General features: G+C 73.9%; 4 protein-coding genes and 1 pseudogene. 1 reads left to right on the top strand and 4 read right to left on the bottom strand.

What is annotated here, in order from left to right; genetic code table 11:
• Both AC08OX_RS10455 and AC08OX_RS10450 read right to left on the bottom strand, forming a co-directional pair.
• Positions 1-408, bottom strand: a pseudogene (locus AC08OX_RS10455) (hypothetical protein); the annotation flags it as partial.
• A gap of 55 nt (positions 409-463) precedes the next feature.
• Complete coding sequence (locus AC08OX_RS10450; protein WP_476607630.1) at positions 464-1,891, bottom strand: lipopolysaccharide biosynthesis protein; 1,428 nt, start codon at positions 1,889-1,891, stop codon at positions 464-466.
• A 152-nt stretch (positions 1,892-2,043) separates the two neighbouring features.
• Here AC08OX_RS10450 and AC08OX_RS10445 point away from each other — a divergent pair, with 152 nt between their 5' ends.
• Entirely contained in the window at positions 2,044-3,891 is a 1,848-nt protein-coding gene (locus tag AC08OX_RS10445) for a glycosyltransferase family 4 protein (RefSeq protein ID WP_476607629.1), read from the top strand.
• Positions 3,892-4,044: 153 nt separating this feature from the next.
• Here AC08OX_RS10445 and AC08OX_RS10440 read toward each other — a convergent pair whose 3' ends face one another.
• Entirely contained in the window at positions 4,045-4,725 is a 681-nt protein-coding gene (locus AC08OX_RS10440; RefSeq protein ID WP_476607628.1) for a RyR domain-containing protein, read from the bottom strand.
• A 64-nt stretch (positions 4,726-4,789) separates the two neighbouring features.
• Positions 4,790-8,274: alpha-(1->3)-arabinofuranosyltransferase domain-containing protein (locus tag AC08OX_RS10435; RefSeq protein WP_476607627.1), on the bottom strand; the 3,485-nt coding region annotated here is incomplete at its 5' end.

The following is an 8,274-nucleotide window of genomic DNA, read 5'->3' as shown; positions in this document are numbered from 1 at the left end:
CTGACCGGGGCCGAAGCCCCAGCCCGGCACCCCGGCAATCTCGATGGCCGACCGGTCGTCGAGGTTTCCGAAGGTGCCGGGTGCGCCGTAAATAGTCAGCAGGTTCCTGGGCAGGCCCGCCACCGCCCCGGCCGGCATCGACGGCCCCACGGTGACCCCGCCGACCGGTGCCGAGGGTCGGCTCAGCGGCAGGTCACCGGAGGATGTCGGGCCCGAGGACGAGGAGAGCAGGCGCGCGGCGACGAGGGCACCGGCGGATGTCGCGCCGAGGCCCACGGCCGTCGCAAGCAGGCGGCGGCGAGTGACGGCGAGCGGCGAACGCACCGACCCCGACGACCCGGGAGACCCCGACGACCCGGGAGACCCGGGCTCACCGCCGTCCGCGTTCGGACGGGTCTGGGCTGGCATCAGCGGTGGCCTCTCCGCGCGGGGTGGGCAGGGACTCGTCCGGCAGAGGAACTCCTCACACCCGGGCCGGGACCCCCTCGCCGGGTTGGGGGTTGGGTAGCCCCATGTCCCCCGCCGGCCGCCGGTGCGCCTCGGCGGCCCGCGCCGACCGGCGGTCGGTGTGATGCAGCTGGACCACGAGCAGGCCGACCGCGAGTGCGGTCACCGACTCGGCGGCGAGCGCGGCGGTGGCCGTGGCCATCGATCCGCCGCCGGCCGAGACGAGCGCCCCAGCCGTCGCCACCGTGGCGACGGCGAGCACGCCGACGACCCGGCGCACCCCGGCGCCGAGCAGGTACGTGGTGAACATCAGGGTGACGGCCAGCAGGGTCATGCTCAGCGCGAGCACCGACAGCGCGGAGGCGGCGGCGGTGAGATGCGCCCCGAAGACGAGTCCGATCAACCACTTCGCCGCGAACAGACCGAGCCCGGCAAGGAAGAGCCCGGGAGCGACGACGAAGACCAGCGCCACGACCAACGTGCCCCCGGCGGGGCGTCCCTCCTTGCGCCGTCGTGCCGCCTCGGGCAGCAGGAAGTTCGCGACCGCCAGCCCGATGAAGACCGGTACCCTGCAGGCCGTCGAGATCGCCGCGTAGCCGCCGACCCCGGAGGAGCCCAGCCAGCCGACGATGACGACGTCCATGTTCTGCAGCAGGGCGAGGGGGATCAGCGCGCCGAGGGCGACGGTGGTGTCGGCGATGACGCTCTGCCGGGCGCTGGCGCGTGGCGCCGGGATCGGCAGCGGAATCGGCCCGGTGGCCGGCGGTGTGCCGTCGTCAGGCAGCACGGGCGCCCCGCGCCGGAACACGGGCGGGCGCGGCAGCCGCGGGGTGCGCGTGACGGCCCACCGGGCGTGCTCGGCGCCGACGACGACGCCGAGCACGATGCCCAGGCCCGCGCCGTTCACCCCGAGCCCGCCCAGCACGAGCACGATCACCAGGCCGATCCGGACGAAGCCCTCGACCACGAAGTTGACGGCGAGGCGCGGATAGGCCCCCCTGGCCTGCAGCAGGCCGCGTTCGACGCACAGCAGCGTCCACAACGCGGCACCGATGGTCGCCTCGGCGATCGCGAGCGGATGCGGATAGGACATCAGCGCGGCCACCGGCCGGCACAGCACCACCGCGACGATCGCGGAGATCGCGATGCCGACGCCGCAGGCGCCCCGCAGCCGCCGGATCCAGGACCACTGCTCGCGCCGGGTGCCCCCCGGGCCGGACGTCTCGTGCTGCACCACGGCGATCAGCAGCGCGTTACCCGCGACCGAGAGGATCAGGAAGATGCTGACCTGCACCGACACGGCGCCGTAGGAGTCCGGGTCCAGCGACCGGGCGACGATCAGGTTCATCAGCAGGTTGCACCCGTTGACGAGCATGCCGGCGACGGCCAGTGCTGCCGGACCGGCCAGCAGGCCCGTCACAGCCTCACGCGAGGGCTTCGCCATCAGCCTCCCCACCGGGAACGGGACACGTCGAATCACCCACAGCGGAACACCGGCCATGGTAGGTGGCCGACGATTTTCCGACATCGGTAGGTTGCAGGCGAACCTTGCAGACGAACATGGTAAGCCCTGGCGAGCGGAACGAAACGGAAGGAATGCCACCGGTGACGGGAACTCCCAGCGTGACGCCCCCGGGAGGATCGACACACCTCGGAGGGTCCCGGGAGCGCCGGTACCTGCCCACTCTCGCCGGCCGGCACGTGGTGTTCCTCAACTGGCGGGACCGGGAGCATCCGCAGGCCGGCGGGGCGGAGTTGTTCTGCCAGTCGATCGCCGAGCGGTTCGCCGCGGCCGGTGCCCGGGTCACCCTGCTGACCTCGCGGGCCACGGAAGGTGAACGCCCTGGTCCGCCCGTCGCCGAGTCCGTTGGCGGCGTCGAGGTGCGCCGCGGGGGCGGGACCTTCGGCGTCTATCCGTCGGTGCTCGCCCGGCTGGCCAGCCTGGGCCGGGCCAGGCACCGCGTCGACGCCGTCGTCGACTGCCAGAACGGGATCCCGTTCTTCAGCCCCCTGGTGCTGCCGGCGAGCACCCCCGTCGTGCAGGTGCTCCACCACGTTCATCAGAAACAGTTTCCGTTGTACTTCCCCGGGCCGGTCGCCCGGGTGGGGCAACTGCTGGAGGCGCCGGGCAGCCGGTGGGTCTACCGGCACCGACCGGTGGTGGTCGTCTCCCCCTCGACCCGCACCGAGGCCCGTGACATCCTCGGCCTGCCCGGCCCGCGCTTCCTGGTCCCCAACGGGGTGACCACCACGACCGCCGGGGCCACCACGTTCACGGGCCCGGCTGGCGGCGGGCCCGCAGGCTTGGATGGCGGGCCCGCAGACTCGGATGGCGGCCCCGCGACGACGCCCACCATCGTGTGCGTCGGCCGGCTCGTGCCGCACAAGCGGCTCCACCTGCTCCTCGACGCGCTGCCCGCGCTGGTCGGGGCGCATCCCGGGCTCACCGTCCACATCGTCGGCGACGGCCCGGACCGCGAACGGCTGACCGCCCGCGCGGTTGCCCTCGGGCTGACCACCCCCGGTGCGGTGACCACCACCGACCCGGGGGCGGCTCCGGGCTCGGGAGGCACGACCGAGCGGGACGGTGACGCCGTGCGCTGGCACGGCTACAGCGATGCCGCCACCCGCGACCGGCTGCTTTCCTCGGCCTGGCTGACGGTCAACCCCTCGCATGGTGAGGGCTGGGGGCTGTCGGTACTGGAGGCCGCCGCCCTCGGGGTGCCCGCGGTGGCGTTCCGGGTCCCGGGGCTGCGCGACGCGGTCCGGGACGGGACGACGGGATGGCTGGTCGACAAGGGCGAGCCGCTGGAGAAGACCCTCGACGCGGCGCTACGGCTACTGGCCGAGCCGCCCGCGGCGGCCGAGCTGCGCGCGGCGGCCCGCGCCTGGGCTGCCGGGTTCACCTGGGACGCCAGCGCCGAACTGCTGGCTCGGGTGGTCACCGCCGAGATCGACCGACTGGCCGGCCCGGCGGCGAAGCGGGCCGAAGCAGGAGAACAAGGCCGCGCGCCGCAGCGGGGTCGGGGACCGGATCGGGGCCTGGAGCGCCGGCGCCGGGACGATGACCTCACGCACGCCCGCTTCACCCTGCCGGTCGGCACCTCCCGCCCGGCGTTGCGCCGCACGGACCTGGTGTACCGGCCGGATCCGACCGGCCCGGAGATGATCGCGCTCCTCTACGGCGCCGGCCCCGCCGCCGCACGCACCGCCCTGGCCCGGGCCGGAGTCGGGGTCGGCGCGCTCGCCGACCTGCGACTACGCCCGGCGACCGGCGAGGACCTGCTGTTCGCGGCCAGCCGTGACCTGGCGGCATCTCCCCCGGATCCGGGTCCCGGTCCGATCCCGACCGACAACCGGGACGATCAGGCGAAGGCCGGAGCGCGACGAGCAGCCTCGAACATGCTTTCCACGGAGCTGGCGGGAAAACCAGGTGACCGTTGATCGGGACGGTACCCAGGGGGCTGTCAAGTTCTCGGCTCCGTCACCACCGAATCTGCGACAGAGCCAAGTTCCCTGTGTGCGGGGCTGCGGAGGTCTTCGGGGTCATCGGCGGACAGCGGCAATGCGCCGACGATCGTCGCGGCCGTCAGCCGCTCACCGGATAGCCGCCTCGGCGGCGGGTCGCCGGGTGATGCACAGATCGGCCCGGGCCAGAACGGCCGGCATGTTCCGGATCGCGTCGCGGTCCCGATCACGGTCCTCTTCGGTCAGCTCCTCCCAGTCCACCATGGACGGGTGACGCTTGTCCGGGCCGAGGTCCTCGCGCACCGGACCGTAGGAGTAACCCTGCCGCTCCTTGTGCTGCCGCCACCGGTCGTGCTCGGCCCGGGCAAGCTCCTCGACCTCGGCGGCGGACAGCGAAAACGGATCGACAGCCGGATCGACGTCCTGCTCGGCCGGTGTGCACACCCAGCCACGGTTACGCAGCACCGTCTCGTAGTGAACCGCCTGATCACGGTTGGCTTCCCGCAGCGCCTCGGAGAGCTCCGCCCAGGGCCGCAGTCCGGGCCTCGATCCGGCCGCGTGCCGTTTACCGAGCTCATGCTCCAGATAGCGGTCGTGGATCGCCCGCGCCAGCAGCTCCACCAACTCCCCGTCGCCCAGGACCGACGGCGTGCCGCCGGCGCCGCCATCCCCGCCCACCGCATCGGCCCAGGCCGGGCGCGAGGCCCCGATCGGCCGTAGAGCATCCACGCGGACTCCACGCACGGCACTCACGGCGCTCACGGCACGCATGGCACGCATGGCACGCATGGCACGCATGGCTGTGATCATGACCGGATGTCTCCCTCAGGAACAGACGGTGGACGACGTCCGAACAATCGGCGCCACGAAAACGCTAACCGAGTCCCTTGCTGTCGATATAGGGATTGCGAGTCCTATGCCCGACATCGGACCCGGCTCGGGCGCCGAAGTCGGCGCCGGCGCCCGAGCCGGCGGGACGGTCCCAGGCCCGCCCGGCCAGCGCGGCCAGCACCGCCGCCAAGACCAAGGCGCCGAACACCTGGACCAGCGGCCCGAACGCCCCCTGCCCGGATCCGGGCTGGCTGCCGGGCTGCGCCGCCACCCCGATTCCCGCGCCAATCATGGCGACCGCGGCGCAGCGGCCCCCCGCCGCGGGCCAGCGCCGACCGACCAGGACGAACACCGGTACGGCCAGCGCCACCGGGCCCGCCACCAGCGCCACCGCCAGCATGGCGAGCACCGTCCACCCCACACCGGCCACCGGCGGGGACACCGTCGCCCGGCCCAGGCGGCGCGGCCTCAGCAGCGCCGGATAGCCGTTCTCGTCGGATCGTGGCCGTAGCCGGAACCGGGCGGGCAGCACGGCGAGCACGACCAGCACCACGACCAGCAACAGCCCCACCACGAGGTTGCGGCGGTATTCCGCACCGGGCGCGTTGTCGATGACGATCGTGCCGCCGGTGCCGGCCGGGACGATCCAGCCCTGCTGCCAGCCGTCGAGGCGCAGCGGGGTCAACGCCACGCCGTTCAGCTTCGCCGTCCACGAGGAGTTGGCGTTCTCCCGGACGGCGAGAAAGGCGCGGTCACCGGCGCCGATCTGGACCGTCCGGTGTTCCGCCGTCCACTCGTGCACCGTCGTCGCCCGCGGCGTGGCCGCGCTCACCTGGGCGCCCGATCCGACCAACGCGATCGCGTCGACGAGGATGGAGGTCGGTCCCTGGTCGACGCCGAGCAGGTGCGGCCCCGCCGAGAGCCGCAGCGTGCCGCCGTCGGTGCACAGCGACACCCGCACCGGCCGCACCGAGGTGACGTCGCTGTCCCGGCCGGAGATCCGCAGGGGGTAACGGGTCCCGTCGACGACCAGAGTGGGGCCCTGGCCGCAGTCGATCAGCAACGGAGTATCACCTGCTGGGGGTGTCCCCCGCGGCGGGGGGATGAAGCTCGCCGAGCCGCTCATCGTGAAGGTCATGTCCCGGGGCACCTCGAAGCGCCGGGACAGCGCCAGCTCCTCCGAGCCGCCGAACGGCTGCGCCGGGTCGACCCGCTCCCGGGCCATCGAGAAGGCGACCAGCCCCCCGTCCGGCGCGGCGAAGCGCCGGGCCACGTCGGTGGGGAGCTGCGCGTAGTGGCGGAAGGTGGCCCCGGGGATGGTGATCTCCCGAATACCGGCGCCGAGGGTGTCGTCGGTCTCCTGGCCGACCCGCGCGAACGTGATGCGGTACCAGCGGCTCGGCCCCGCTGGGACGGCGAGGCGCTGGATGTCCTCCACCGGACGCACCTCGGTGACCACCGAGCCCGCCTCGCTGGACACCCGCAGCGCCTCGACGGCCGGCCGCCACGAACCCTCGGACAGCAGCCGCACGTCGAGGTAGGGCACGGTCATCCGCCGGCCGGCATCGAGCTGGATCCACTGCCCGGCCGACGTCGTGCCCTTCGTGCGCTGTGCCGTCCACGCGGTCGCGGCGAAGCCGTCGACGGCCGCCGGTGGCGCGAGGTCCGGCGCGGCGAGCAGGTCGTAGCCGTAGGAGGACGCGGTGACGGACATGCCGCCGACGTAGCCCGCGACCGTCTGGTGGCCGGCGACGTCGGCCTCGGCCCACTGGTGGGGCTCCCCCGTCTTGCCGACCGCGGTGCCGGTGGGCCCGAGGAGGTACGAAGCGGCGTCGTGGACGAGTCCGAAGGTGCTGTCGCGCCGGGTCAGGGTGTCCGTGTCGACCCAGGCGGTCGTCGGGCCGATTACCTCCCCCGGCGCAACCTTGATCGCCGCCGGGCTCGTCGAAGGCGCCACGGCGGCGGACGGATCGGCGCGATCCGCGGCGAGGTCCGAGGCGAGCACGGCGGCCCGGTCGCTGCTCAGCAGGCCCTGCCCCGCGAGCTGCACCGTCGCCTCGGGGCCGCCGGAGACGACGACGGCGGTGTCCGCTGGGTAGGAGCCGACAAGCTTCGCGCCGCCCGGGACGGTCCAGACCTCCAGCGCGGGTACCCGCGCGGCCGGGTTGCGCAGCTCCGGGACGAGCCGCTCCTTCGCCGAGGCGCGCGCCGGCACCTGCGGGCCGAACGCGGCGGCCAGGGTGAGACCGGAGGAACGCAACGCCCGGTGGAGCTCGTCGGTGGACGGGGGGACGTCCCAGTTCTTCTGTTCCAGGTCGTTGCGGAGCAGGATCTGGCCGATCCCGGCCCGGGCCAGTGCCGGGGCGAGGCCCGCGGCGGACCCGGTGGCGAGCTGGTGCTCGATGCCGTCCATCAGCCGGGTCACGCCCGTGCCACCGAGCGGGATCAGGCCGCGGACCCCCCACGGCGTGCGGGCCAGCCACTGCAGCGGCTCGTCGAGCGGCCGGCCCCACTCGTACTCGGCGAACGGCGAGCCGGGCAGCACCAGGGCCCGGCCGTCCTGGGGATGGGCGGCCAGCCAGTCCGCGGCGGCCACCCAGTAGTCGGGCACCCGGGCGAACGGCCGGGGCTGCAGCGCCCTGCCGGCGAGCGCTGGCGTCATGCCGCAGACCAGCGCGGCCACGGTCAGCACGACGGGGACGTTCACCGCGGCGGCCACGATCATGTCCGCGGTCCTGCCGTGCCGGCGGGAAGCCTCGCGGGTCGTCCATCTCCGCACACGGGCGGCGAGACTGACAGGTCGGACCGTCAGGGCGTGCGCGATCCCCAGGGCTATCGGCAGGCGCACCACCGGCTGGAACTTGTAGACGTTGCGCAGAAAGCCCAGCTGGTCACCGAGCAGGTCCCGCACCACGCCCGCCAGCGGGCTGCCCGGATGCCCCGGATAGGCCGCGGCCACCGAGACCGTGCCGGCGGCCAACGTCACCAGCAGGAACCGGCGGGCGGGCAGATCGGCCCGGGACAGCCCCCACAGCCCGATCGCCGCCACGGCTGCCGATCCGATGATCGGCACCGGCCGGGACACGTACTCGGTGGCGGCCGGCAGCCAGGGCCTGGGTAACTGGACATACGCCAGCCAGTCCGTCGCGCCGCGCAGGGCTTCCGCCACCGACGTCGTCGCCGTGGTCGTCTGGGCGGTCTCGGTGAACGCGAGGAAGTTCAGCCCGTAGCGGCCCTGCACCATCAGCGCCAGCAGCCACCAGGCCGAGGCGAGGATGACGGCGACGACCCACCAAGCCCGCAGCGCCCAGGCCCGGCGGGTGCCGCCGGCGAACACGAGGACCACCGCCGGACAGAGCAGGACGCACAGCGTGACCGTCGCGTTGATTCCGCCGGTGCCCAGGATGGCGAGTCCGGACAGGGCGGCCGCCCGTCGCGGGGACAGCCGCCGGCCCGGGTCCAGGGCGGGATCGTCAGCGGCATCGACATCATCGGCCGCCGTGGTACTGATGGTCGTGGTGGCGGCCG

The organism is Frankia sp. CoBUL1 (assembly GCF_978021245.1).
The sequence above is the reverse complement of the archived record's forward strand: the minus strand, read 5'-3'. Positions and strand labels throughout refer to the sequence as shown.